Below are 24,490 nucleotides of genomic sequence, written 5' to 3' on the forward strand. Positions count from 1 at the left end.
AGAGGGGGGAAACGATCCCCCATCCAATCTCCCCCCTTGAGGGGGAGATGCCCGGCAGGGCAGAGGGGGGAAGCCACCTTTCATCAAGGCCGGTTTTCGCCCAGCGACCGGTGCCCCTTTGATCGTCTGGCTGCGTCTCGCCGTGGCTTTCCTCGTGCTCAGCGCGGTGACGGCCGTCTTGCTGCCCGTCCAGCTCGTCGGCCTGCGCTTCAATCTGAAAGTCCGCCGCCGTCTGCCGCGCCTCTGGCATCGTGTCGCCTGCTGGGTGCTCGGCCTCCGGGTGCGGGTGCATGGCACGCTGGAGGCGAAACGACCGTTGCTGCTTGCCTCCAACCATGTCTCCTGGAAGGACATCCTGGTGCTCGGCTCGGTGGCCGATGTGGTCTACATCGCCAAATCCGAGGTGCGCGGCTGGCCGGTCTTCGGCATCCTCGCCCGCCTCCAGGCGACGATCTTCGTGGAACGCGACCAGCGCCGGAAGACCGGCGACCAGGTCGACGAGATCGCGCGGCGGCTGACGGCCGGCGAGATCGTCGTGCTCTTTCCGGAGGGCACGACCTCGGACGGCAACCGCTTGCTGGAGATCAAGACCTCGCTCTTCGGCGCGGCCGCCTCCGCGGTGCCGCACGCGCCGGGCGGTGTCGTGCATATCCAGCCGGTCTCGATCGCCTATACCGGCGTGCACGGCATGGCCATGGGGCGCTTCCATCGACCGCTCGCCGCCTGGCCGGGCGATATCGAGCTCCTGCCGCATCTCCTCGGCGTCGCGCGCGAGGGGGCGGTGGATGTCGATGTCGATTTCGGCGAGCGGGTGGACTATTCCCGCAGCAGCAACCGCAAGCAGGTTAGCCGCACGGTCGAGGCACGCATTCGCGCCATGCTGGGCGCGCGCCTGCGCGGCCGATAGTCCGGGGAACGTGACAGGGCTTCATTTTCCGGGGCTTTTCCACTATGGAAGCGGCCATGAGCGAACAATCCCTCCTTCCGCCCGAAGCCGGCGCCACGCCGAACGCGCGTTCGAACACCCGCAAGGTCTTCGTGAAGACCTACGGCTGTCAGATGAACGTCTATGACAGCGACCGCATGACGGATGCGCTGTCGAAGGACGGCTACCAGGCGACGGACGTCCTGGAGGAGGCCGACCTCGTTCTCCTCAACACCTGTCATATCCGCGAGAAGGCGGCGGAAAAGGTCTATTCCGAGCTCGGCCGCCTGCGCGAGATGAAGAAGGCGCGCGCCAAGGACGGCCGCGAAATGGTGATCGGCGTCACCGGCTGCGTCGCCCAGGCCGAGGGTAGGGAAATCCTGCGCCGCGCGCCGGCAGTCGACCTGGTGGTCGGCCCGCAGACCTATCACCGCCTGCCGGACGCGCTGCGCCGTGCCAAGGGCGGTGAGCGCGTCGTCGAGACGGACTATGCCATCGAGGACAAGTTCGAGCATCTTCCCGCGCCGGAAAAGGCGAAGACCCGGGCCCGCGGCGTCACCGCCTTCCTGACGGTGCAGGAAGGCTGCGACAAGTTCTGCACCTTCTGCGTGGTGCCCTATACGCGCGGTTCGGAAGTCTCGCGCCCGGTTTCGCAGATCGTCTCGGAGGCCGAGCGCCTTGTCGAAGGAGGCGTGCGCGAGATCACCCTGCTCGGCCAGAACGTCAACGCCTGGCATGGCCTCGGTCCGGACGGCCGCGAATGGGGCCTTGGCGACCTCCTCTACCGGCTCGCCGGCATCAAGGGCCTCGCGCGCCTGCGTTATACGACCAGCCACCCGCGCGACATGGACGACCGCCTGATCGAAGCCCATCGCGACCTGCCGGCGCTGATGCCCTATCTGCACCTGCCGGTCCAGTCGGGCTCCGACCGCATCCTGAAAGCGATGAATCGGCGCCATACGGCGGCCGAATATATCGCCCTCATCGAGCGCATCCGCGCCGTCCAGCCGGAACTGGCGATCTCGGGCGATTTCATCGTCGGCTTCCCCGGCGAGAGCGACCGGGACTTCGAGGACACGATGCGCCTCATCGAGACGGTCGGTTATGCACAGGCATTTTCCTTCAAGTATTCCATACGGCCGGGCACGCCCGGCGCGGAGATGGACGGCCACGTCGCGGAAGACGTGAAGTCGGAACGCCTTGAAAGATTGCAGGCTTTGCTGTTTCAGCAGCAGCGCGAATTCGCGCGCGGCTGCGTCGGCAAGGAGATCGACCTGCTCCTGGAGAAGCCCGGCCGCATGCCCGGCCAGCTCGTCGGCCGCTCGCCTTGGCTGCAGCCTGTGAATGTTGATGCAAAAGCGTCTGAAATCGGTGACATTATCCGGGTACGAATCACCGATACCGGGCCCAACAGCCTTTTCGCGCAAGCGATCGGTTGACGGGCGGATCGCAAGGAGCCTGACCGCTTGAACGGACACGAATTGACGACGTCATCGCCGCGCCAGTCGAAAAAAGAGACCGACGCCAATCACTTCGTGCTGACCTTCGAGAACAATCGATACGCAAGCGAGCTGTTTGGCCAGTTCGACCAGAACCTGAAGCTGCTGGAGCAGCGTCTCGGCATCGATGCGCGCGCGCGGGGCAATTCCATCTCCATTTCCGGCGACGTGGTGGCGACCAACCAGGCCCGCCACGCCCTCGATTACCTTTACGACCGGCTTCAGAAGGGAGGCTCGATCGAGCTTTCCGACGTGGAGGGCGCGATCCGCATGGCGATCGCCGCGGACGACCAGCTTTCCCTGCCGACGATGGAGCGCAAGGCCAAGCTCACCATGTCGCAGATCTCCACCCGCAAGAAGACCATCGTTGCCCGTACCCCGATGCAGGATACCTATATCCGCGCGCTGGAGCGGTCCGAGCTCGTCTTCGGCGTCGGCCCGGCCGGCACGGGCAAGACCTATCTCGCCGTCGCCCATGCCGCCCAGCTCCTGGAGCGCGGCGCAGTCGACCGCATCATCCTGTCGCGTCCGGCCGTCGAGGCCGGCGAGCGTCTCGGCTTCCTGCCCGGCGACATGAAGGAGAAGGTCGATCCGTATCTGCGTCCGCTCTATGACGCGCTCTACGACATGATGCCGGGCGACAAGGTCGAACGCGCCATCACCGCCGGCGTCATCGAGATCGCGCCGCTCGCCTTCATGCGCGGCCGCACGCTCGCCAACGCCGCGGTCATCCTCGACGAGGCGCAGAACACGACCTCCATGCAGATGAAGATGTTCCTGACGCGTCTGGGTGAAAACGGCCGCATGATCGTCACGGGCGATCCGAGCCAGGTCGACCTGCCGCGTGGCGTCAAGTCGGGCCTTGTCGAAGCGCTGCAGATCCTCAAGGGCGTCGAGGGCGTTTCCGTCGTCCGCTTCAAGGACGCCGATGTCGTGCGCCACCCGATGGTCGCCCGCATCGTCCGGGCCTATGAAGCCCAGACGGCGGTGCAGGACGAAAGCGAGCAGATGGACCGCTGAGGCGGCTCAAAATTCTGATGAGCGAACTCGATATCCAGATTTCCGTCGAAGACGGCGCATGGCCTTCGGAAGAGCGCCTGCGCGAGATCAGCGAACGTGCGCTCGGCGCGGCCGCAGGTTTCCTCCGGCGGGAGGAAAGGCAGCCCTTCCCGAAGACGGGCGCCCCGGAGGTCTCCCTCGTCTTCACCAGCGACGGGGAGATCCGCGGCATCAACGCGCAATGGCGCAGCCAGGACAAGCCGACCAATGTCCTGTCCTTCCCGGCCTTTCCGCTGACGCCCGGAAAAATGCCGGGGCCGATGCTCGGCGATATCATTTTTGCCGAGGAAACGCTGGCCCGCGAGGCGGCGGATCTCGGCAAGTCTTTCGACGATCATCTCACGCACCTGCTGGTGCATGGATTTCTGCATCTCTTCGGCTATGATCACATGGACGACGAGGAAGCGGAAAAAATGGAGGGGCTGGAGACTCGCATTCTTGCCGAGCTTGGCCTATCTGACCCGTACGGGGATGACCCCGATGAATAGTTTGGACCAATGAGCGACTTTAGAAACCAGTCCGTAGAAACGGAAAAGAGTGAGGCGGACGCCTCAAGTCAGGACGAGGCGGGCAGTAGTAGCAGCGCGCCGAAGCAGGAAAGCGGGGGCCGGACATCCTTCTGGTCCCGCGCCGCACGGCTTTGGCGCATGACGGGTGCCTCCAGCCTGCGCAAGGACCTCGCCGACGCCCTGATGACGGAAGAGAGTGGCGGCGAGCCGACCTTCCTGCCCGAAGAGCGGGCGATGCTGCACAACATTCTTCGCTTCCGCGAGGTGCGGGTCGAGGACGTCATGGTGCCGCGCGCCGATATCGAGGCCGTCGACCAGGACATCACGATCGCCGAGCTGATGGTGATCTTCGAGGATTCCGGCCGCTCGCGCATGCCGGTCTACAATGAGAGCCTCGATGATCCGCGCGGCATGGTCCATATCCGCGACCTGCTCGCCTATGTCACCAAGCAGGCCCGCAACAAGCGCCGCACCAGTGCAAAACCGGCTCCCGCCAATGGCGAGAAGCCGACCCGCACGCCGAAGGCCGAATTCGACCTCGGCCGTGTCGATCTGTCGAAGACCGTCGCCGAAGCCGGCATCATCCGCCAGGTTCTCTTCGTGCCGCCCTCCATGCTCGCCGCCGACCTGATGGCGCGCATGCAGGCCGACCGCACGCAGATGGCCCTCGTCATCGACGAATATGGCGGTACGGACGGTCTTGCCTCGCTGGAGGACATCGTCGAGATGGTCGTCGGCGACATCGAGGACGAGCACGACGACGAGGAGGCCATGATCCAGCGCGTCAGCGACGATGTCTTCATCGCCGACGCCCGCGTCGAGCTGGAGGAGCTGGCGAAAGCCATCGGCCCGGATTTCGACATTCGCGAGCAGCTCGAAGACGCCGATACGCTCGGCGGCCTGATCTTCGCCTCGCTCGGCCGCATCCCGGTGCGGGGCGAGGTGGTGCAGGCGGTGCCGGGCTTCGAGTTCCACGTTCTCGACGCCGATCCGCGCCGCGTCAAGCGGGTACGCGTCACGCGCAAGCGCGCCGGCTCCGTCCGCCGCCGCGAGCGCAAGCCGGAGGGCGAGGGCCTGCCCCTTGCCGGCGACCGGCCGAAACTGCCGGAACAGCAGAACGACGGGGCGAACGCCGAATAGGCGGACGGCCCCCTTGAAAAATGATCTGCGCCTTGTGCCGCCGTGACGCGGGACAAGGCGCTGGTTTTTTGGAAGACTGGCGCGGCTGATTCGGGGACATGAAGGGGACGGCATGGAGCGGCTTGCGGGCAGGGTCATGCTCCTGTCTGGGACGAGACGGGCGCTTTTGGCATTTCTTGCGGGCCTGATCGGGGTGCTGGCGCTGCCGCCCTTCGGTTTCTTCGCAGCGCTGTTCGTCTCCTTTACCTTGCTCGTCTGGTTGCTCGACGGCGCCAGCGCCGCGCCGGAGGCCGGTTTCCTGCGGCGCCTGGCGCCTGCCTTCCGCATCGGCTGGTTCTTCGGCTTCGGCTACTTCGTCGGCGGGCTGTGGTGGCTCGGCAATGCGCTGCTCGTCGAGGCGGATGCCTTTGCCTGGGCGCTGCCGCTTGCCGTCTTCGGCCTGCCTGCCTTCCTTGCTTTCTACTACGGTCTTGCGGCCGCGCTCGCCCGCCTCCTCTGGTCGGACGGCATGGGCCGCATCGCCGCGCTCGCCTTCGCCTTCGGCATTGGCGAATGGCTGCGCGGCACGCTCTTCACCGGCTTTCCCTGGAATGCCGTCGGCTACGGCGCGATGCCCGTGCCGCTGCTCATGCAAGCGGCCGGCGTCGTCGGCATTGCCGGCATGAATGCGCTTGCCGTCTTCGTCTTCGCCGCGCCGGCATTGATCGGTACGCGGCGCGGCCGGGGGCCTGGCCTTTCGCTCGCCGTCCTGCTCTTCGCGGCCCAGCTCGGCTACGGCTACTATGCCCTGAACAGCGTGCCGGCACCGGAAGACGAGGCGACCGTCATCCGCCTCGTCCAGCCGGTGATCGACCAGGCGCTAAAGCTCGACGACGGCGCCCGCGCCGAGATCTTCGAGCAGCATCTGGCGCTGAGCGCCGCAAGTCCGGCGGCGGGCGGCAGGAGGCCCGACATCATCGTCTGGCCGGAGACCTCCATTCCCTTCATCCTCACCGACAATCCGGATGCGCTGGTGCGCATCGCGGCCGTGCTGGAGGACGACCAGGCGCTGATCGCCGGCGCCGTGCGCACCGAAAGCGCCGGTTCCGGCAAGGCGCCGCGCTACTACAACTCCATCTACGCCATCGACGGCCGCGGTCAGATCACCGGCGCGGCCGACAAGGTGCATCTCGTTCCCTTCGGCGAATACATGCCCTTTGCCGAGATTTTCGAGAGCCTCGGCGTGGATGCCGTCGCCATGCCGGGCGGCTTTTCCGCTGCCCGCGAGCACCAGCTCCTGAATGCGCTCGGCAAGGGTCTCTATCCGCTGATCTGCTACGAGGCGATCTTCCCCTCCGAGATCAACGGATCGGCGGACATGGCCGCCGCTCTGCTGAATGTCACCAACGATGCCTGGTTCGGCAGGACGCCCGGCCCCTACCAGCATTTCCAGCAGGCAAGGCTGCGCGCCGTCGAACGCGGCCTGCCACTGATTCGCGCCGCCAACAACGGTATTTCCGCCGTGGTCGATGCGAAGGGCAGGGTGGTGGAAGGCCTTGCCCATGATGTCCCGGGTTTTGTCGATGCAACTCTCCCGGGAAGATTTGCGGCTGCAGACCGGGCAAAGCAGCAGAATTGGTCGTTTCTGATTGTTCTCGGCGTTCTCTTCGCAATGGCGGGCATTTCTAGCATTGGTTTTAGAAACAGGACGAATTGACCAAAAACCCCTAAAATAGCATAGTGCACGCCGCCGGCGGTTCTCCTGTATTGTGGTGACCTTCAGGGTTTGCGCATACAACGTGGCGTTAAGTTTTCGTTAAGGCTGCCGGCAGGGTGGGGCCATTTCTGCGCGTTAGGACACATTGATGATGGAAAACAAGAAGAAGCCGAATCCGATTGATATTCACGTCGGTAGCCGGATCCGGCTTCGCAGGACCATGCTCGGCATGAGTCAGGAGAAGCTGGGCGAAAGCCTCGGCATCACCTTCCAGCAGATCCAGAAATACGAGAAGGGCACGAACCGCGTCGGCGCTAGCCGCCTGCAGAACATTTCGAGCATTCTCAACGTGCCCGTCTCCTTCTTCTTCGAGGATGCGCCGGGTGAACAGGCGGACGCCCAGGCGGGCTTTGCCGAAGCGTCGAGCTCCAACTACGTGGTCGACTTCCTGTCCTCCTCCGAAGGGCTCCAACTCAACCGGGCCTTCGTCAAGATCGGCGATCCCAAGGTCCGCCGCAAGCTCGTGGACCTCGTCAAGGCGCTTGCCGCCGAGGCCGAACTCGAGTGATCTCCGCGTGAGATCTGGAAGAAAAAGGCGGTCCTACGGGGCCGCTTTTCATTTGCGCACGCTTGTGTCGCGCCCGCGGCGACTGCGGCAAGACACCCGGAAAGCCGGGACATAAACATATTCTTATGTCCTTCTGCGCTTGTTTTTCCTCCGCGAACTGAATAACAACGTCGAAGTCCATTTCTTTGAGGGGAATTCCCGCATGCGCAGCAGCTATCTCTTCACCAGCGAGTCCGTCGCCGAGGGTCATCCGGACAAGGTGTGCGACCGCATCTCCGACGAAATCGTCGATCTGGTCTACCGCGAAGCCGTGAAGTCGAAAGTCGATCCGTGGTCGGTCCGTATTGCCTGCGAGACGCTTGCGACGACCAACCGCGTGGTGATCGCCGGTGAAGTGCGCCTGCCGCCGAGCCTGCTGAAGAAGGACAAGGACGGCAACGACGTCATCAACCCCTCCAAGTTCAAGTCGGCCGCCCGCAAGGCGATCCGCGACATCGGCTACGAGCAGGACGGCTTCAACTGGAAGACAGCGAAGATCGACGTGCTGCTGCATTCCCAGTCCGCCGACATCGCCCAGGGCGTCGACAACGCTGCCGACAAGCAGGGCGACGAGGGCGCCGGCGACCAGGGCATCATGTTCGGCTACGCCTGCCGCGAAACCACCGAGCTGATGCCGGCGCCGCTCTACTATTCGCACCGCATCCTCCAGCTTCTCGCCGAAGCCCGTAAGAAGGGCGAGGGCGATGCCGGCAAGCTCGGTCCGGACGCCAAGAGCCAGGTGACCGTGCGCTATGTCGATGGCAAGCCGGCCGATGTCGCCTCCATCGTGCTGTCCACGCAGCATCTCGATGACAGCTGGGATTCAAAGAAGGTCCGCGAGGTCGTGGAACCCTATATCCGCGAGGCGCTGAACGGCCTGAAGATCGCCGATGATTGCTCCTGGTACATCAACCCGACCGGCAAGTTCGTCATCGGCGGCCCGGACGGCGATGCCGGCCTCACCGGCCGCAAGATCATCGTCGACACCTATGGCGGCGCGGCCCCGCATGGCGGCGGCGCCTTCTCCGGCAAGGACACGACCAAGGTCGATCGTTCCGCTGCCTATGCCGCGCGCTACCTCGCCAAGAACGTCGTTGCCGCCGGCCTCGCGGACCGCTGCACGATCCAGCTTTCCTACGCCATCGGCGTCGCCCAGCCGCTCTCGGTCTATGTCGACCTGCACGGCACGGGCAAGGTGAGCGAAGACGCCGTCGAGGCCGCGATCCGCAAGGTCATGGACCTGTCGCCGTCGGGCATCCGCCGCCACCTCGACCTCAACAAGCCGATCTATGCCAAGACGGCCGCCTACGGTCATTTCGGCCGCAAGGCCGGCCGCGACGGCTCGTTCTCCTGGGAGCGCCTCGACCTCGTCAAGGCCCTCAAGGAAGCGTTGAAGAACTGAGGCCGGCATGACGGATGCAGAGCGCCGCAGCCGCGCGAGCGAAGCCTTCTTTGGTCGCCGCAAGGGAAAACCGCTCAGGGAGCGGCAGGCGCAGCATCTCGAGACCGTGCTGCCGGTGCTGAAGGTCGATCTATCGGCCCCGGCGCCGGCGGACATTGCGGCGCTCTATGATTTCTCGCCAGCCCGGACACGCCTCGAAATCGGCTTCGGCGGCGGGGAGCACCTCATCCGTCGCGCGCAGGAAGCGCCCGATACCGCCTTCATCGGTGTCGAGCCCTTCGTCAATTCGATGGCGAAGCTGATCGGCAGCGTGGAGGAAACGGGCGCGAAGAATATCCGGCTCTATGACGACGATGCGACGGCGCTGCTGGATTGGCTTCCGGCGGCCTCGATCGATCAGATCGACCTGCTCTATCCGGATCCGTGGCCGAAGAAGAAGCACTGGAAGAGGCGGTTCGTCTCGAAGGTCAATCTCGACCGCTTTGCCCGGGTGCTGAAGCCCGGCGGGCTCTTCTGCTTCGCGTCCGACATCGACACCTATGTCAACTGGACGCTGATGCACTGCGGGTCTCATCCCGCTTTCGTGTGGACCGCCGAAAACGCGGTCGACTGGCTGACGCCGTTTGCCGGCTGGCCGGGCACGCGCTACGAGGCCAAGGCCAAGCGCGAGGGCCGCAAGTCGGCCTATCTCACCTTCCGCCGTCTTTGACGGAAGGCTTTTCCGGCATCAGTGCAGGCTGACGGTGCGCAGGTCGTCCTCGGCCGCCTTGTAGAAGGTGCTCGAACGGTTGTCCGTCAGGAGGATCGGCGTGCCGTCGGCGCCGAACAGGGCCCACAGATCCAGGCTCGGGTCGATTTCCGGCGCTTCCGGGAAGACGCGCGAGACTTCGTCGGCCTTCATCTTCCGGATGTAGCCGACTTCGCCGGCGCCGAGATGTGCAAGATCCGCCTTCGAAACGGTGGGGGTTACAGTCTTCAGTCCCATCTTTGCCTCCATGGCAATGCCGGCAGGGCCGGCCACCGGACGTCCATGGCCACCATGGCCCATCGGTACGTCAGGCGATCAGGTTACGCTTGAAACGTTCCGGCGGGTGTTCCCGCAGGAACGGCTCATGATCTAGTCTGATACGGAAATGTTAATTTTCTTTACCATTCGCACAGGCTCGGGCCGCACGAGGTCGACCGCGAGCAGGCCGTTCTTCAGCTCCGCTCCCAAAACGCGCATGCCGTCGGCAAGCACGAAGGTGCGCTGGAACTGGCGGGCCGCAATGCCGCGGTAGAGATAGTCCCGCTCGCCGCTGTCGACCTGGCGGCCGCGGATGACGAGCTGGTTTTCCTCCGTCGTCACATCGAGCTCGTCTTCGGAAAAACCCGCGACGGCAAGGGTGATGCGCAGCCGTTCCGGTGCGCCTGTCTCGCCGTTCGGCCGCAGCCGCTCGATATTGTACGGGGGATAGCCATCATTGCCCTTAGCGATGCGCTCAAGGGTCTTTTCCATGGCGTCGAAGCCCAGGAGCAGCGGGCTCGTGAAAGGGGTCATGCGTGACATGCGTCTAGTCCTTGGCTTTCAAGCGACTTCGGCGGGACCCGACCTCGGCATCCCGATGGCTGCAATATGGGGATTGCCGGCGCAGGGCGCAAGACGCTTGCGAATGGCGATTTCGCAAATATAGTCGCCGCTTCGCCTGCGCGACGCGGGCCAAGAACAGAACCAGCGAGGAAACGGAGACGGCATGTCTGAGCCACGGAAAATCATCATCGACACGGATCCCGGCCAGGACGATGCGGCCGCGATCATGCTGGCGCTCGGCAGCCCGGAACTCGACATCCTCGGCATCACCACCGTCGCCGGCAACGTGCCGCTGGCGCGCACCTCCTGCAATGCCCGCATCATCCTGGAATTCTGTTCGCGGACCGACGTGAAGGTCTATGCCGGCGCCGACAGGCCGATCGCCCGCCCGCTGGTCACCGCCGAGCATGTCCATGGCAAGACCGGCCTCGACGGCCCGGAACTGCACGAGCCACAGATGCCGCTGGAGGCCCGGCATGCCGTGGACTTCATCATCGAGACGCTCCGGCGCGAACCGGCCGGCACGGTGACGCTCTGCACGCTCGGCCCGCTGACGAACATCGCGACGGCACTGGAGAAGGCGCCGGATATTGCCGGCCGCGTGCGCGAATTGGTCATGATGGGCGGCGGCTTCTTCGAGGGCGGCAACATCACGCCGGCTGCAGAATTCAACATCTATGTCGATCCGGAAGCGGCTGCCGCCGTCTTCAAGTCCGGCATCCCGATCGTCATGATGCCGCTCGACGTCACCCACAAGGTGCTGACGCTGAAGAGCCGTGTCGCCAGTCTGCGCGAGATCGGCAGCCGGCCCGCCAAGGCCCTCGTCGAAATGCTGGATTTCTTCGAGCGCTTCGACGTGGAGAAATACGGCTCCGACGGCGGCCCGCTGCACGATCCGACGGTCATCGCCTATCTCCTGAAGCCGGAGCTGTTCTCCGGCCGCGACTGCAATGTGGAGATCGAGACCGCCTCGCCGCTCACGACAGGCATGACGGTGGTCGACTGGTGGCAGGTCACCGGCCGCAAGCACAATGCGCGGGTGATGAAGGATGTCGATGCCGACGGCTTCTTCGCGCTTCTCGCCGAGCGCGTCGGCCGTCTCTGATGCGCGGCCCCCGCAGCGCCGGGCCGGGCGCCGAAGGTCGTTTCCACACGGAAATGATGGGTCTTTACGACCGCTTCGCGGCGCTCGGCTTCCGCCCGGTCCTCCTGCGCCGCTTCGTGCTGCTCAACGGCGGCGTGGCGGCGGCGAAGGAACTCGTCTTCAAGCCCGGCACAACCGGGCTGGAACGGCTGCTCGACGCGGGCAAGCCCGAGCTTTCCATGGAGGCGCTGATGCTGCGGCCCGAATACCGGGGCCTGTTTTCCGACCTGGAACTGAAGGAGGCTTCGCAGCGCCTCGCCAGCGCCAGCCGTTCGCGCTCCCGCGGCCGGCTCCAGGCAAAGCCGACGGAGCGGACATAGCCCTTGCCGGCACGGCTGTTCCCGTCATCCGCCTGCAATCCGTTCCTCCCCAAAACAAAAAGGCCGGCGTCTCCGCCGGCCTTTTTCGTCATTCGGTCCGTCTCAGAACTCTTCCCAGTCGTCCTGCGCCAGCGCCGTGTTGCCGGCGACCTGCGGCATGGCGCGGGCCGTGGCGCGCGGCGCCTGGTAGGTGGCGCGCTGCGGCTGGACGTCGCGGCGGGTCGCCTGCTGCACGGGCTGGGCAGCGGTCACGGCGGCGTTTCCAGCGCGGAATCGGGCGACGAGCGACTTCAGCGTCTGGGCTTCGTCGTTCAGCGCCATGGAGGCGGCGGTGGTCTCCTCCACCATCGCGGCGTTCTGCTGCGTCACCTGGTCCATCTGGTTGACGGCCGCGTTGATCTCCTTGAGGCCGACGGCCTGTTCGGAGGCGGATGAGGAGATCTGGCGGATGAGGCCGTTGATCTGGATGACCTGCTCGGCGATGTTCTCCAGCGCGCTGCCGGCCTTGCCGACGAGATCGACGCCCTCGCGGACCTGCACCTCGGAGGTGTTGATCAGTGTCTTGATCTCCTTGGCGGCATTGGCCGAACGCTGGGCAAGCTCGCGCACCTCCTGGGCGACGACGGCAAAACCCTTGCCGGCTTCACCTGCACGGGCGGCCTCGACACCGGCATTCAATGCCAGCAGGTTCGTCTGGAAGGCGATGTCGTCGATCACGCCGATGATGTTGGAGATCTCGCGCGAGGAGTGCTCGATGCCGTGCATGGCGCCGATCGCCTTCTGCACGACCTCGCCGGACTTGCTGGCGTCGTCGCTGGCCGTTTCCACCGACTTGGCGGCGACGCGGGCGTTTTCCGCGCTGGAATTGACCTGCGAGGTGAGCTGGTCGAGGGCGGCCGCCGTCTCTTCCAGGCTAGCCGCCTGCTGTTCGGTGCGGTGCGAGAGATCTGCCGCGCCCTTGGAGATCTCGCCCGTGCCGCCGCCGATATTGCCGACCGAGGCATTGACCGTCTGGATCGTCTCCTCGAGGCTGGCGATCGCCGAGTTGAAGTCGTTCTTGAGCTTGCCGTATTCGCCCGGGAAATCGCCGGAGAGACGGAAGGTCAGGTTGCCCGAGGAAAGCTGGGCAAGGCCGTCGCCGAGGCGGGCGACGATGTCGCGCTGGAGGGCGCTCGATTCCGCGCGCTCGGCTTCCGAGCGGTTGCGCTCGGCCTCGGTCAGCTGGCGCTGGTTGTCGGCCTCGGTTTCGAGGCGCTTAGTGTCGGCGAGCTGGTGGCGGAACCCTTCCAGCGCCTTGGCGACCGAGCCGGTCTCGTCCGAGCGCTCCTGGCCCGCGATCGGCTGGGTATAGACGCCGCTGCTGAGCGTCGCGACGCCGGAAACGAGGCCAGCGAGCGGCTTTTGCACGAAGAAGCGCACGGCGAAGTAGAGGCCGGCGAGAACGGCGCCGAGAACGATCAGGCCGCCGAGGATCATCATGCGAGTCTGGTCGTCGACCGGAGCGTTGATCGCGGCGCGCGGCACGTCGACCAGCACGACCCAGGTCGTGTTGATGTCCGGCAGCGCGAAGGGATAGACGACGCGGTCGAAGGCGGCGAGCTCGTCGAAGGAGAGGTTTTCGATACGGCCGGTCTTGCCCGTCGCAAGCGCCTCCTTGATGATGTCGGCGCCGCCGCCGTCATAGTCCGTCATCAGGAGATCTGCGTTCGGCGCAACGATCCACTTGCCGGTTTGCGACAGCAGCATGACGCGGCCTTCGCCGAAGGGCTTCAGCTGGCTGAGCTTCTCGTTCAGCGTCTTCAGGGAAACGTCGACGCCGGTGACGCCGATCAGCCTGCCGCCCGGGGCGACCGGAAAGGCGATGGAGGCCATGGTGAAGCCTTCGCCGGTCGAGCTTTCCTTGTAGGGCTGGCTCATGGCGCCCTTGCCGCTGCCGGCGGCCAGCGAATACCATTCGGCCTTGTAGTCGGATTCGAAGGTGGAGAGCGCGATGGAGCCATCCTTGCGCTTCGTCCAGTACGGGTTGAACGAGCCGTCCTTGAACGTGCCGGTTTCCAGCTGTTCGGCCGTCTCGCGCGACTTGCCGTCGAAGGCGTTCGGCTCCTCGGCAAACCAGCTGCCGAGCGCGAAGCTGTTCTTTTCCGCGTTCGCCTTGATGATATCCACGACTTCCTTGCGGTCGAAGTGCCCGCCCGCATGACCCTGCTCGATCACGCCTGCCATGGAGCGCGCGGCGCTGGCGAGCTGGCCGATATCGGTCGCGATGTCGGCGGCGATCGCCTTCGCCTCGGTATCGGCTTCGGAATAGACGAGGGCGGCGACGCGGCTCTGCGTCTGGCCGATGAGTACGGTGTTGGAGGCGAGCATTACCAGGGCGATGGTGCCGCCGGTGACCGCGATGAGCTTCGTCGCAAGCGACTTGGCCTGGAACTTGAACATAAAAACCTCACGATGAGAGACGTCCGCGGCGGGCACCGCGGAGGAGCACAGTCGTTTGCGGGGGGGCTCCATCATGGAGGGCACGGCGCGCAACCAGCGCCAGAGATGGCCGGTCTCAAGGGCCGGAATCTGAAGATTTCAGTAACCCATAAAATATTAATAAATAGCCAAGCGTCGCCGCCACTTCTTGGCGCAACCGGCTGATTTCTCGGGCGTCGCAGCCAATGCGACGCCCGATGTGTCAATTGCGAAATCCGGCGGGCAGCGCGGCCACGCCACCGTTTAGATTTCGGCGTCGACGGCGGGGGCGAAGGGGATGGAGGGCTGGGCGCCGGGCTTCAAGCAGGCGAGCGATCCGGCGACGGCGGCGCGGCGCAGCGCCTCCTTGAAGCCGAGCCCGGCATCGAGCGAGGCGGCGAGGTAACCGCAGAACGTGTCGCCCGCACCCACCGTGTCGACGGGCTCGATCTTGAGGCCGGCGGCGCGGAAAATCTCGTTCCTGCGGATCGCGACGACGCCGTCGGCGCCGAGCGTGACGATGATCGTCTGGCCGCTGCCGGCATGCAGCGTGCGCATGGTCGTCTCGCGCGCCTCGTCAGAGAGTTCGCCCTTGCCGACGAAGAGGTCGAATTCCGTTTCGTTGGCGACGAGGATATCGGCCATCGCGCCGAGGCGACGGGCATCGGCGCTGAAGGGCGCGATGTTGACGATCGAGATGACGCCCTTCTGCTTGGCGCTGACGAGCGCGGCCTCGATGGCGGCATTGGGGATTTCGAACTGCAGCATCAGGTAGTCGCCGCGCGTCATGCCGCCGACGGTGCGCTTCGCATCCTCCTCGCTGACGGTGCCGTTGGCGCCCGGCACGACGACGATGACGTTCTCGCCTTCGTCGTCGACGAGGATATGGGCCGTGCCGGTCGCCTCGGCGGCGGAGCGCACGCCGTTGAGATCGACGGCGGCGTCGGCGAGCAGTGCCAGCGCCTGGCTGCCCAGCCGGTCGTCGCCGACGGCGCCGGCCATGCGCACGATCGCGCCGGCGCGGCGGGCGGCGAGCGCCTGGTTGGCGCCCTTGCCGCCGGCGGCGGTGGTGAAGCTGCTGCCCATCACCGTCTCGCCCGGCTTCGGCAGGCGTTCTGGCGTGGCGATGAGGTCCATGTTGATGGAGCCGAAGACGGTGATCATGAGAGGTGCCCCTTGTCGTTTCCGCCGGACACTGCCCGAGGCGGTCAGTCCTCGTCAACCACCCTCAGCCGAAGCTGCCCCGTCCGAGCCTCGACGGCCGCCTCCGCAGGCGCGGAAAGCGCCGATGCCGCTTCGAATTCCATGTCTCCGATGCGCGCGCCACGCCGGGTGAGCTTCTCCGTCGAGGTCAGGATGAGGTCGACATCCTTCTGCGCGGCGGTGAAATGGCCGGAAAGCTTGCGTACCCGGTCGTCGAGCCGCGTCAGATCGTCCATCAGCCGGGCAACCTCGCCCTGGATGACATGGGCCTGCTCGCGCATGCGCTGGTCCTTCAGAAGCGCCTGCAGCACCTGCACGGAGAGCATGAGCAGCGACGGCGAGACGATGACGATGCGCGCCCTGTGCGCCCGCTGCACGATGGCCTCGAAATTCTCGTGGATGCTGGCGAAGATCGATTCGGAGGGAACGAAGAGGAAGGCGGTGTCCTGCGTCTCGCCGGCGAGGAGATATTTTTCGGCGATATCGCGGATATGGGTCTCCATGTCGCGGCGGAACTGCTGTGCCGCGAGCTTGGCAGCCTCGGGAGAGCGCCCGTCCGACAGCGCATTCCACGCCTCCAGCGGGAATTTCGCATCGACGACGAGAGGCGGCTGGCCGTTCGGCATGCGGATCGTGCAGTCGGGCCTGACGCCGTTGGAAAGCTGCGCCTGGAACTGGTAGGCGCCGGGCGGCATGGCGTCGGCGATGATCGTCTCCATGCGCGACTGGCCGAAGGCGCCGCGCGTCTGCTTGTTGGAGAGGATCGCCTGGAGGCCGACCACGTCCTTCGCCAGCGACTGGATGTTGCTCTGCGCATTGTCGATCACGGCAAGCCGCTCCTGCAGGCGGCGGAGGTTCTCGTGCGTGTTGCGGGTCTGCTCGGAGATCGACTGGCCGATCCGCTGCGTCAGGCCGTCGAGCCGGGCATTGATCGCCTGGTTCGTCTCCGATTGCTTCGAGCCGAAGACGTCGGCCATGGCGGCGACGCGTCCCTGCATTTCCGTCTGTGCCTTCAGGAGTTCGGCAAAGCGCAGCTCCGCCATCGCCGACGCCTCGCGCTGGCGCGCCTGGCTGCGGCGGGCCGAAAGCAGGCCGAAGACGGCGATCAGCACGGCGGCGAGCAGCACGAACGCCGGGCCGGGGCCGCCGAGCCGGGCAAGGAGGGAGGCGAGCAGCATGTCAAAGGTCGGATCGATCATGCCGCGACCATAACACGGATTGCGGCGGAAACCAGATCATAACGTGAACAGATGCGCAGGACATGCCACGCTGGCGGCGGTCGAAGCCGATTGAAAGCGTCAAAAAACCGCGCTAAGGAGGCGAGATGACCATCAAGCCGCTGATTATCCTTCCCGATCCGATCCTCCGCCAGGTTTCGAAGCCCATCGAGACCGTCGACAGCGAGGTGAAGGCACTCGCCGACGACATGCTGGAAACCATGTACGATGCGCCGGGCATCGGCCTTGCCGCGATCCAGATCGGCGTCGCGCGCCGCATGCTGGTGCTCGACGTCTCGAAGGAGGGCGAGGACAAGAAGCCGCTCGTCTTCATCAATCCGGAAGTCGTCTCCGCCTCGGATGCCCGCTCGGTCTATGAGGAGGGCTGCCTGTCGATCCCGGATTATTATGCCGAGGTCGAGCGCCCCGCCGCCATCACCGTCAAGCATCTCGACCGCGACGGCAAGGAGCAGCTGACGGAGGCCGACGGCCTGCTGGCGACCTGCCTGCAGCACGAGATCGATCACCTGAACGGCGTGCTGTTCATCGACCACATTTCCAAGCTGAAGCGCGAAATGGTGATCCGCAAGTTCACCAAGGCGGCGAAGCTGCGCGGCAGCAAGGCGCTCTGAGGCGACAACCAGGCGCTTGCCGCCCGGGCTTTGTTTCATGCAATTCCGGCCGCAAAGCCCGCTTCGCGCTTTTGCTGGAACCACTTTCCTGGAGGCTGACCGATGGCCCTTCGCATCATCTTCATGGGCACGCCGGATTTCTCCGTTCCGACGCTTGAGGCGCTGGCGGAGGCCGGCCACGAGATCGTCGCCGTCTATTCGCAGCCGCCGCGCCCGGCCGGCCGCCGCGGCCTCGAACTGGTGAAGTCGCCGGTGCACCAGGCGGCGGAAAGGCTCGGGCTTCCCGTCTTCACCCCGCTCAATTTCCGCGAGGAGGCCGACCGCGCGGCCTTTCGCGCGCTGAAGGCGGATGTCGCCGTCGTCGTCGCCTATGGCCTCCTGCTGCCGGAGGCGATCCTTACCGGCACCCGGCTCGGCTGCTACAACGGCCATGCCTCGCTGCTGCCGCGCTGGCGCGGTGCAGCGCCCATCCAGCGGGCGATCATGGCGGGGGACGCGGAAACCGGCATGATGGTCATGCAGATGGAGAAGGGCCTCGACACCGGCCCGGTCGCGCTGACCCATCGCGTGGTGATCGGCGACACCATGACGGCCGGTGAGTTGCACGATACGCTGATGCAGGCGGGCGGCGCCCTGATGGTGGAAGCCATGGCGAAGCTCGAAGCCGGCGACCTGCCGCTGACCGCGCAGGCGGAGGAGGGCGTGCTCTACGCGGCCAAGATCGACAAGGCCGAGACCCGCGTCGATTTTTCCCGCCCCGCCGGGGACGTGCACAACCATATCCGCGGCCTCTCGCCCTTCCCCGGCACCTGGTTCGAGCTGCCGGTCGGCGGCAAGCCGGAGCGGGTGAAGGTTCTGGCGAGCGCGCCGTCCGGTGAAACCACGGCGAAAGCCGCCGGCACGGTTCTCGACGACCGGCTCACGGTCGCCTGCGGTGACGGCGGGGCGGTCCGGCTCGTGCGCCTGCAGAAGGCGGGCGGCAAGCCGCTCGACGCGGCCGATTTCCTACGCGGCACGCCCGTCGCAGCCGGCCAGGTCATCGGCTGATGCCGCGCTACCGCCTCCGCATCGAATATGACGGCACGCCCTATGTCGGCTGGCAGCGGCAGGACAACGGGCACTCCGTGCAAGGCGCCATCGAGGCGGCCATCCTGTCGCTCACGGGCGAGACCGTCTCGATCCGCGGCGCGGGGCGCACGGATTCGGGCGTGCATGCCATGGGGCAGGTGGCCCATGCGGACCTTTCCCGGGTGTGGAAGGAGCACACGCTGCGCAACGCGCTCAACGCCCATCTCGGCATGGCCGGCGAGCGGATCGCGATCCTCGATGCGGCGGCGGTGCCCGACGATTTCGACGCCCGCTTCTCGGCGGTGAAGCGGCACTATCTCTACCGCATCATCTCGCGCCCCGCGCCGCTGGCGCTGGAGGCGAACCGGGCCTGGTTCGTCGCCAGGGCGCTCGACCACGAGGTGATGCATGCCGCCGGGCAGATGCTCGTCGGCAGGCACGACTTCACGACCTTCCGTGCCGCCCAGTGCCAGGCGAACAGCCCCGTGCGCACCATCGACCGACTGGACGTGACGCGCAGCGGCGACCTGATCGAGATGCGCGTCTCGGCGCAGAGCTTCCTGCACAACCAGATCCGCTCCTTCGCCGGCACGCTGAAGCTGGCCGGCGAGGGCAAGTGGACGCCGCAGGACGTGCGCGCGGCGCTGGAGGCGCGCGACCGCAAGGCCTGCGGCCCCGTGGCGCCGCCGGACGGGCTCTATTTCATGGCTGTCGACTACTAGGCGGCCCGGAGGGCGAAAGGCGCATCAGCCCGGCAACGTGCCGAGGAGTTGCTGCAATTGCTGCCCGACGATCATCGGCGGCAGCACGTAGATCGCCGTCATGGCCGAGGCGAGCAGCGTCTGTCTGCCGACGCACATCCACACGAGGCGGAACTGCAGCACGACGCTGGCGCCGAAGACCGCATAGAGCAGCAGGCCGGCAAAGGGCGCGCTCGTGGGCAGGATCAGCGTCAGCGCGAAGGGGATCGCCGCGGCATACGCGAAGGGCACGGCGATCCAGTTGCTCGCCGTCACCACGGTCGCAACATGCTTGCCGTAGCCGAGCGGACGCGCGAGCGCCGCCAGAAGCACGAGCGGCAGCAGCCAGCCCGCCACGTCGATCACCAGGAGCTTGACGAAGAAGGAGAGGCCGGCCGGCGTTCCCGCCGGCATGCTGCCGAGAAAATACAGCCGCCAGGATGCCCAGATGACGGCAAAGGCGGGAAGGCACCAGGCGAAGGCCCAGAAGGAGCGGACAAGCCCGCGCATCGTCAGGTCCAGCCAGCCGAACCCTTCCTGCTTCTGCCGCACGAGCAGGAAGACGCCGGTGAGATAGTGCAGGACCTCGTCAAGCCCGGGCATCGCCGAACCAGCGCTGGAGGAAGGTCTCGTAGATCACGGTCAGCGTCTCGAGATCGGCGATCGCCACCCGCTCGTCGACCATGTGCATGGTCTGTCCGACGAGGCCGAACTCCACGACCGGGCAATAATCCTTGATGAAGCGGGCATCGGAGGTGCCCCCGGTCGTCGACAGCTTTGGCGCGCGTCCGGTCACGGCTTCGACGGCGCCTGACAGCGAGGCGATCAGCCGGTCGTTGCGGGTGAGGAAGACGTGGCTCGGCCGCTCGGCCCAGGCGATGTCGTAGCGGAGCGGCGGGCGGCCCGGCCGCAGCCTTTCGTCGCGCGCGGCGGCATCGAGCCGGCGCACGATCTCGGCCATCACGGTCTCGGCCGTCCAGCTGTCGTTGAAGCGGATGTTGAAGCGGGCGATCGCCTGTGCCGGCACGACATTCGTCGCGGGATTGCCGACATCGATCGTCGTTACCTCCAGATTCGATGGCTGGAAATTCTCCGTGCCGGCGTCGAACGGCGGATGCATCAGGGCATCGGTGAGCGCGATCACGCCGCGCACGGCATTGTCGGCGAGGTGCGGATAGGCGGCATGGCCCTGCACGCCATGTACCGTGATCGTGCCGGAGACGGAGCCGCGCCGGCCGATCTTGATCATGTCGCCGAGCTGGTCCGGGTTCGTCGGCTCGCCGACGAGGCAGGCATCCCAGCGTTCGCCGCGCTCTGCGGCCCATTGCAGCAGCTTGATCGTGCCGTTGACTGCCGGGCCTTCCTCGTCGCCGGTGATGAGGAAGGAGAGCGAACCCTTCGGCGGACCGTTCTTCGCGATCTGGCGCGCGACGGCCGCGACGAAGCAGGCGATGCCGCCCTTCATGTCGACCGCGCCGCGGCCGAACATCTCGCCGCCGGCGACCTCGGCGCCGAAGGGCGCATGCGTCCAGGCCGCCTCATTGCCGACGGGCACGACATCCGTGTGGCCGGCGAACATCAGGTGCGGCCCCCCGGTGCCGATGCGGGCATAGAGGTTCTCGATCTCGGGCATGCCGGGCTCGCGCGCCGTCATGCGCTCCACTGTGAAGCCGAGCGGCTGCAGCATGGCGGCGAGCGCCGTCAGCGCCCCGCCCTCGGCAGGGGTGACGGAGGGGCAGCGGATGAGCGTTGCAAGATTGGCGATCGGATCGGCGGAGGTCATGGACATGCGGTCACGGCACGAAAGGGAGGAAGGAGAATCGAGATTTAGCCGATCGGCCGTGCGCTGTCACGCGCACCCGAAGCGCGCCTCTCAGTCTTTCGGGCGGTTGGGCAGGCGGCCGTAGTCGTTCGGCCCGTTCGTGCCCGGCCAGACCATGAAGGCGAAGAGCGCGAAGAAGGAGATGGCCGGGATGAACAGGCAGATGATCAGCGGCAGCGGCAGGTTCATGTCGTGCAGCCGCTTGACCGTCAGGAGGACGGAGGACACCGTGGAGACGAGCGCCACGCCGACGAAGACGAAGGACCAGAAGAGGAAGGAGGGATCCTCCTCCGGCACGATGATGATGCGGGCGAGCGCAGCCGAAAGCAGCATCAGCCAGAAGGCCCAGCCGAGCGCGAAGGGCGCCCGGCTGACCCGGCCGGACCAGCCGAAGAAGAGCCAGGCGAGGCTCGGCCTCTGCTCTTCCACGACCGCCATGGCTCAATCCCGGAGCAGTTCGTTGATGCCGGTCTTCGAGCGGGTCTGCGCGTCGACACGCTTGACGATGACGGCGCAGTAGAGCCCCGGCGCCGGCAGGCCGTTCGGCATGGTCTTGTCCGACGGCATGGAGCCGGCGACGACGACGGAATAGGGCGGCACCTCGCCATAGGTCACCTCGCCCGTCGCGCGGTCGACGATCTTGGTCGACTTGCCGATGAAGACGCCCATGCCGAGCACGGAGCCCTCGCGCACGATGCAGCCTTCGACGACTTCCGAGCGGGCGCCGATGAAGCAATTGTCCTCGATGATCGTCGGTCCGGCCTGCATCGGCTCCAGCACGCCGCCGATGCCGACGCCGCCGGAAAGATGCACATGCTTGCCGATCTGCGCGCACGAGCCCACCGTCGCCCAGGTGTCGACCATCGTGCCCTCGCCGACATAGGCGCCGAGATTGACGAAGGAGGGCATCAGGATGGCGTTCGGCGCGATATAGGCCGAGCGGCGCACCACGCAGTTCGGCACGGCGCGGAAGCCGGCCTTCTCGAATTCGTTGACGCTCCAGCCGTCGAACTTGGAGGGCACCTTGTCCCACCAGGACGAGTCGCCCGGGCCGCCCTTGACGATCTCCATCGGGTTGAGGCGGAAGGACAGGAGAACGGCCTTCTTCAGCCACTGGTTCACCGTCCAGGTGCCGTCCTCGCCGCGCTGGGCGACGCGCACTTTTCCGCTGTCGAGCAGGTTGAGGGACGTCTCCACCGCATCGCGCACTTCACCGCGCGTTCCGGTGTTGATGCCGTCCCGTTCCTCGAAGGCGCGCTCGATGGTGGCGGAAAGGGTGGCGAGGTCAGACAGGCTCATCGGAATTCCTTAAACTTCGAGGCTTATTTTCGATTGTCGGGATGCCGGAAGGTTGATTTCATCAATCTGCAAAATGCTCTAGAGCAAGTGCCGGAAAAGATGAAGCCCCTTTCCGGCAGATACTGTCGCACGGGCGCAATGGTAATCCCGTGGGGCCGGAAAGCGGGCCAGCAAGCAGGAAAATGACATGGCAAGACTGAAGAAGAAGAATCTGCGCCGCAAGGACGGCGTGTGGGATCCGTTGGCCGACAGCGCGCAGGACAAGCACCGCGCCGCCGTCGTGCCGCAGACGCCGCAATCGGCCCATCCGGCCTACCGGCTTGCCTATGTCGACGACGATTTCCTCTGCCGCGAGGAGCTGCGCCCGGTGCGCCTGCAGCTGGAGCTTCTGAAGGTCGAGATGATGCTCGCCGAGCGGGGCATCAAGTCGACCGTCGTGATGTTCGGCGGCGCGCGCATTCCCGCCCCCGGCCAGGAGGCCTGGGCGGCGCGCAACGAGACGCAGCGCCTCAATCTCGAGGCCGCCTCGGTCTATTACGACGAGGCCCGCAAATTCGCGCGCAAGTGCTCGGAGAAGTCGGCGGAACTCGGCTTCAAGGAATATGTCGTCGTCACCGGCGGCGGGCCTGGCGTCATGGAGGCGGGCAACCGCGGGGCGGCCGATGTCGGCGCGCCGTCGATCGGCCTCAACATCGTGCTGCCGCACGAGCAGGCGCCGAACCCCTATGTGACGCCGGAGCTCAGCTTCAACTTCCACTATTTCGCCATCCGCAAGATGCATTTCCTGCTGCGCGCCAAGGCCGTGACGGTGTTTCCGGGCGGCTTCGGCACGCTCGACGAACTGTTCGAGACGGTGACGCTGATGCAGACGGGCCGCATGGCGCTGGTACCGCTCATCCTGTTCGGCAAGGAATTCTGGCGCAGGATCATCGATTTCGACGCGCTCGCCGCCTTCGGAACGATCGCGCCCGGCGATGTCGAGCTGATGCAGTTCGTCGAGACGGCCGATGAGGCCTGGGACATCATCGTGAAGTTTTACGAGAAGCTGGAGGCCGAGCAGGCGGCAGCCGCGCTCGCTTGAGAGGCCTGGCCGGAATCGTGGCCGGGGCCTTCCGGTGCCGTTCCTCAATAAAAACGCCCCGGCATCGACCGGGGCGTTCTGCATTCGGCGCGGGGCTTACTTGTGGCGCCTGCCCATCTCGTCGGCGGTGATGAAGCCGTCGCCGTTCCGGTCGCGCTGCTTGAACATCGCGGCGGCGGCGGTTTCCATTTCCGCCTTGGTCAGCGTGCCGTTCTTGTCGGCATCGGCCCGCTCGAACATGCGGCCGCCCATGCGGTCGATCCGGGCTTCGCGCAGCGCCTCGCGGGCGGCCGCCTTCGCCTCGCCATCCGTCGCCTTCACTTCGCGGAAGGCCTTGCGGGCGTCTCGGAAGGCCTCGCGCCTGGCGTCGACTTCGGCCTTCGTCACCTCGCCGTTCTTGTCGGCGTCGAAGCGCTGGAAGGTTTCCGAGGCGCGCTGCAGCAGCTCCTCCTGCGAGACCTTGCCGTCGCTGTTGGCATCGAGGCGCTTCAGCATGCGCTCGGCCCGTTCCTCGCCACCCTTGCCGTGGTGACCCTTGCCCTTATGGGGGCGGGCATCGGCCGTGTCGATCGCGCCGTCCTTGTTGCTGTCGCGCCGTTCGAAGATCTTCTCCGCCGAGGCAAGCACTTCCGCTTCGGAAAGCGTGCCGTTCCTGTCGGTGTCTGCACGGTCGAACATGCGGCCGGCGCCCGGCAGCATGAAGGGGCCGGCGGACCGCAGCGCCTCGCGTGCCTTGTCCTTGTCTGCATCGGCGGCGTCACGCACGGCCTTGCGGGCATCGCGGAACGCGTCGTGGCGGGCCTTGATCTCGTCCTTCGTCACCTGGCCGTCGCCGTCGGCATCGAAGGTCTTGAAGGCGGCGGAGATGTTGGTCTTGAACTCGTCGAGCGAGACCTTGCCGTCCTTGTTCGCGTCGAGACGCTCGATCATCGCGGCATGGCGCGGCCCGTGCCGGCCCTCGCCCTTCGCGGCGAAGGCAGGGGCGGCGACGCCCGAAAACAGAAGGCCGGCGGCGACGGCGCCGAGGAGAAGTTCCTTTTTAGCCATGGTCATTCCTTTCATCCATCATCGTCCCTTGGGGAGGCAGGATAGGGGGAATG

Annotated in this window: 25 protein-coding genes; 15 read left to right on the plus strand and 10 right to left on the minus strand. The window is 66.0% G+C overall.

Annotated elements, in window-relative coordinates; genetic code table 11:
• Positions 1–118: 118 nt before the first annotated feature.
• The 9 genes from WMC41_RS00180 (at position 119) to trmB (ending at position 9,546) form a co-directional block, all read left to right on the plus strand.
• Positions 119–907 carry a lysophospholipid acyltransferase family protein gene (locus WMC41_RS00180; RefSeq protein ID WP_272804235.1) on the plus strand — a complete coding sequence of 263 codons (789 nt, stop codon included), beginning with the start codon at positions 119–121 and terminating at the stop codon, positions 905–907.
• 56 nt (positions 908–963) lie between these two features.
• On the plus strand, positions 964–2,364 hold the full coding sequence (gene miaB / locus WMC41_RS00185; protein WP_288078442.1) for a tRNA (N6-isopentenyl adenosine(37)-C2)-methylthiotransferase MiaB: 1,401 nt from the start codon (positions 964–966) through the stop codon (positions 2,362–2,364).
• A gap of 27 nt (positions 2,365–2,391) precedes the next feature.
• Complete coding sequence (locus tag WMC41_RS00190) at positions 2,392–3,444, plus strand: PhoH family protein (RefSeq protein ID WP_244767261.1); 1,053 nt, start codon at positions 2,392–2,394, stop codon at positions 3,442–3,444.
• Positions 3,445–3,461: 17 nt separating this feature from the next.
• Positions 3,462–3,971: an rRNA maturation RNase YbeY gene (ybeY, locus tag WMC41_RS00195; protein ID WP_244767262.1), complete on the plus strand. Its 510-nt coding sequence runs from the start codon at positions 3,462–3,464 to the stop codon at positions 3,969–3,971.
• Between the two features lie 9 nt (positions 3,972–3,980).
• On the plus strand, positions 3,981–5,132 hold the full coding sequence (locus WMC41_RS00200; protein ID WP_432346549.1) for a hemolysin family protein: 1,152 nt from the start codon (positions 3,981–3,983) through the stop codon (positions 5,130–5,132).
• A gap of 112 nt (positions 5,133–5,244) precedes the next feature.
• Positions 5,245–6,828, plus strand: coding sequence for an apolipoprotein N-acyltransferase (gene lnt / locus WMC41_RS00205; RefSeq protein WP_432346551.1), 1,584 nt, complete (start codon positions 5,245–5,247; stop codon positions 6,826–6,828).
• Positions 6,829–6,976: 148 nt separating this feature from the next.
• Entirely contained in the window at positions 6,977–7,396 is a 420-nt protein-coding gene (locus tag WMC41_RS00210) for a helix-turn-helix domain-containing protein (RefSeq protein WP_064328645.1), read from the plus strand.
• Between the two features lie 202 nt (positions 7,397–7,598).
• Positions 7,599–8,837 (plus strand): methionine adenosyltransferase, encoded by a 1,239-nt coding sequence (metK, locus tag WMC41_RS00215; protein WP_432346553.1) that lies wholly within the window; start codon positions 7,599–7,601, stop codon positions 8,835–8,837.
• A gap of 7 nt (positions 8,838–8,844) precedes the next feature.
• Positions 8,845–9,546 carry a tRNA (guanosine(46)-N7)-methyltransferase TrmB gene (gene trmB / locus WMC41_RS00220; protein ID WP_432346555.1) on the plus strand — a complete coding sequence of 234 codons (702 nt, stop codon included), beginning with the start codon at positions 8,845–8,847 and terminating at the stop codon, positions 9,544–9,546.
• Positions 9,547–9,564: 18 nt separating this feature from the next.
• On the opposite strand, the gene WMC41_RS00225 is transcribed toward trmB, so the two are convergent.
• The gene (locus WMC41_RS00225; RefSeq protein WP_064332367.1) at positions 9,565–9,822 is read right to left on the minus strand and encodes a DUF1150 family protein; all 258 of its coding nucleotides are present in this window, start codon (positions 9,820–9,822) and stop codon (positions 9,565–9,567) included.
• A 132-nt stretch (positions 9,823–9,954) separates the two neighbouring features.
• A complete protein-coding gene (locus WMC41_RS00230; RefSeq protein ID WP_272804241.1) occupies positions 9,955–10,386 on the minus strand; it encodes an Hsp20 family protein in 432 nt (143 codons plus the stop codon).
• Positions 10,387–10,570: 184 nt separating this feature from the next.
• Between WMC41_RS00230 and WMC41_RS00235 the strand changes: the two genes are divergently transcribed.
• Complete coding sequence (locus tag WMC41_RS00235; RefSeq protein ID WP_432346558.1) at positions 10,571–11,512, plus strand: nucleoside hydrolase; 942 nt, start codon at positions 10,571–10,573, stop codon at positions 11,510–11,512.
• Entirely contained in the window at positions 11,512–11,871 is a 360-nt protein-coding gene (locus WMC41_RS00240; RefSeq protein ID WP_288078432.1) for a hypothetical protein, read from the plus strand. The genes WMC41_RS00235 and WMC41_RS00240 overlap by 1 nt, the downstream gene beginning before the upstream one ends.
• A gap of 102 nt (positions 11,872–11,973) precedes the next feature.
• Here the strand turns inward: WMC41_RS00240 and WMC41_RS00245 are convergent, their stop codons facing one another.
• From WMC41_RS00245 to WMC41_RS00255, 3 genes are all read right to left on the minus strand, one after another.
• The gene (locus WMC41_RS00245; protein WP_432346560.1) at positions 11,974–14,310 is read right to left on the minus strand and encodes a methyl-accepting chemotaxis protein; all 2,337 of its coding nucleotides are present in this window, start codon (positions 14,308–14,310) and stop codon (positions 11,974–11,976) included.
• 282 nt (positions 14,311–14,592) lie between these two features.
• Entirely contained in the window at positions 14,593–15,492 is a 900-nt protein-coding gene (locus tag WMC41_RS00250) for a ribokinase (RefSeq protein ID WP_244767271.1), read from the minus strand.
• A gap of 44 nt (positions 15,493–15,536) precedes the next feature.
• Entirely contained in the window at positions 15,537–16,730 is a 1,194-nt protein-coding gene (locus WMC41_RS00255) for a DNA recombination protein RmuC (RefSeq protein WP_432346563.1), read from the minus strand.
• A 125-nt stretch (positions 16,731–16,855) separates the two neighbouring features.
• Here WMC41_RS00255 and def point away from each other — a divergent pair, with 125 nt between their 5' ends.
• The 3 genes from def to truA all read left to right on the plus strand — a co-directional run bounded on the left by def (position 16,856) and on the right by truA (position 19,170).
• Positions 16,856–17,380, plus strand: a complete 525-nt coding sequence (gene def / locus WMC41_RS00260) for a peptide deformylase (RefSeq protein WP_244767272.1) — start codon at positions 16,856–16,858, stop codon at positions 17,378–17,380.
• A 102-nt stretch (positions 17,381–17,482) separates the two neighbouring features.
• The gene (gene fmt / locus WMC41_RS00265) at positions 17,483–18,427 is read left to right on the plus strand and encodes a methionyl-tRNA formyltransferase (RefSeq protein WP_432346564.1); all 945 of its coding nucleotides are present in this window, start codon (positions 17,483–17,485) and stop codon (positions 18,425–18,427) included.
• Positions 18,427–19,170: a tRNA pseudouridine(38-40) synthase TruA gene (gene truA, locus WMC41_RS00270; RefSeq protein WP_432346566.1), complete on the plus strand. Its 744-nt coding sequence runs from the start codon at positions 18,427–18,429 to the stop codon at positions 19,168–19,170. The genes fmt and truA overlap by 1 nt, the downstream gene beginning before the upstream one ends.
• A 24-nt stretch (positions 19,171–19,194) precedes the next feature.
• Here truA and WMC41_RS00275 read toward each other — a convergent pair whose 3' ends face one another.
• The 4 genes from WMC41_RS00275 to dapD all read right to left on the minus strand — a co-directional run bounded on the left by WMC41_RS00275 (position 19,195) and on the right by dapD (position 22,309).
• Positions 19,195–19,791, minus strand: coding sequence for a hypothetical protein (locus tag WMC41_RS00275; RefSeq protein ID WP_288078426.1), 597 nt, complete (start codon positions 19,789–19,791; stop codon positions 19,195–19,197).
• Positions 19,778–20,971, minus strand: coding sequence for a succinyl-diaminopimelate desuccinylase (gene dapE, locus WMC41_RS00280; RefSeq protein ID WP_432348405.1), 1,194 nt, complete (start codon positions 20,969–20,971; stop codon positions 19,778–19,780). Before dapE ends, WMC41_RS00275 begins: the two co-directional genes overlap by 14 nt.
• A gap of 90 nt (positions 20,972–21,061) precedes the next feature.
• Entirely contained in the window at positions 21,062–21,448 is a 387-nt protein-coding gene (locus WMC41_RS00285) for a DUF805 domain-containing protein (RefSeq protein ID WP_288078424.1), read from the minus strand.
• A 3-nt stretch (positions 21,449–21,451) separates the two neighbouring features.
• Entirely contained in the window at positions 21,452–22,309 is an 858-nt protein-coding gene (dapD, locus tag WMC41_RS00290) for a 2,3,4,5-tetrahydropyridine-2,6-dicarboxylate N-succinyltransferase (RefSeq protein WP_244767277.1), read from the minus strand.
• 187 nt (positions 22,310–22,496) lie between these two features.
• Between dapD and WMC41_RS00295 the strand changes: the two genes are divergently transcribed.
• Positions 22,497–23,390 (plus strand): LOG family protein, encoded by an 894-nt coding sequence (locus tag WMC41_RS00295; protein ID WP_244767278.1) that lies wholly within the window; start codon positions 22,497–22,499, stop codon positions 23,388–23,390.
• A gap of 96 nt (positions 23,391–23,486) precedes the next feature.
• Here the strand turns inward: WMC41_RS00295 and WMC41_RS00300 are convergent, their stop codons facing one another.
• Complete coding sequence (locus WMC41_RS00300; protein WP_432346570.1) at positions 23,487–24,437, minus strand: EF-hand domain-containing protein; 951 nt, start codon at positions 24,435–24,437, stop codon at positions 23,487–23,489.
• Positions 24,438–24,490: the final 53 nt, after the last annotated feature.

The sequence above is a fragment of the Shinella yambaruensis genome (assembly GCF_050859155.1).
Classification (GTDB): Bacteria; Pseudomonadota; Alphaproteobacteria; order Rhizobiales; family Rhizobiaceae; genus Shinella; species Shinella yambaruensis.